The following is a 914-nucleotide window of genomic DNA, read 5'->3' on the forward strand; positions in this document are numbered from 1 at the left end:
GTTTCAGGATCTCCTGCCACGCCTGATTTAACGGCTGCACGAACATCGTCTGACCAAAACCGTGCCATGGGTCACCCAAACTGGCCGCCATCAGATTGCCGTAGCCCTGCGTCTCTGTCAGGTCGGTGCTTTTGCCCTGAAACACCGTCTGCGCCAGCCTTCCCGCCATTTCCAACGGGTCATCACTGGCGTTCATCTGTTGCAGTTTCAGCCGCACCTGTGTGACCCGGGTCAGGAAGGTTGGCAGGTTGAGGGTATTGTCCGTCGTCATCACACTGTGTGGATTATTTTTTCCCATCAGCGCCAGTAACGGACCGAAGGTGCGGTCCATTGGCCCGCTCAGTTCAGGCGTTTGCGGGGTAATCACCGGCACCGCTGTTTTATTCAGCAACGTCTTAGCGGATTTCACCAGTGACGCCGATAACGCCGGGTTCTGCTGCCCGGTCTGTCCCTGATACGCCACGGTGTTCATTAACGCTATCAGCGGGGACTGACGCCCGTCCGTCATCAGGGTTAACTGGTCTGTCGCCTCGGCCAGATTACGCGCTTTGTTCCAGCGCAGGCTGTTGAGAAAATCCTGCCAGGCCCCGGCGAAATCGGTAAAGTAACGCGCGGTCAGGCGGGCTTTCAGCTCCGCCGGCGACACCGCTGCCGGGACGGCCTGACGGTTATCACTCAGCACCCAGTCAATCGCTTCCTTACGTGAAGCCACCGCGTTATCCATCGCTTTCTGTATCTGCCCTTCCCACGCCTGACGGGTAAACATGCCCGGTACCACATGTGTGGTGGTAAACAGCCGTGCTGCTTCGGTGTCGCCGGTCATCTGCCTTAAGGTCAGGTCGGCATAATCCTTCTGCACCGATTGCAGCATCTGCTGGTAGAGCGTGGCTTCCGCATTGTGTCGGCCCATCTGG

1 protein-coding gene is annotated in these 914 nt (G+C 58.2%); it reads right to left on the reverse strand.

The genetic code is table 11. The features are described 5' to 3' along the window. The coding region (locus ABR397_RS22870) for an ImcF-related family protein (RefSeq protein ID WP_350307711.1) at positions 1–914 on the reverse strand (914 nt) is incomplete at both ends.

This window comes from Photorhabdus viridis (genome assembly GCF_040256935.1).
GTDB lineage: Bacteria > Pseudomonadota > Gammaproteobacteria > Enterobacterales > Enterobacteriaceae > Photorhabdus > Photorhabdus viridis.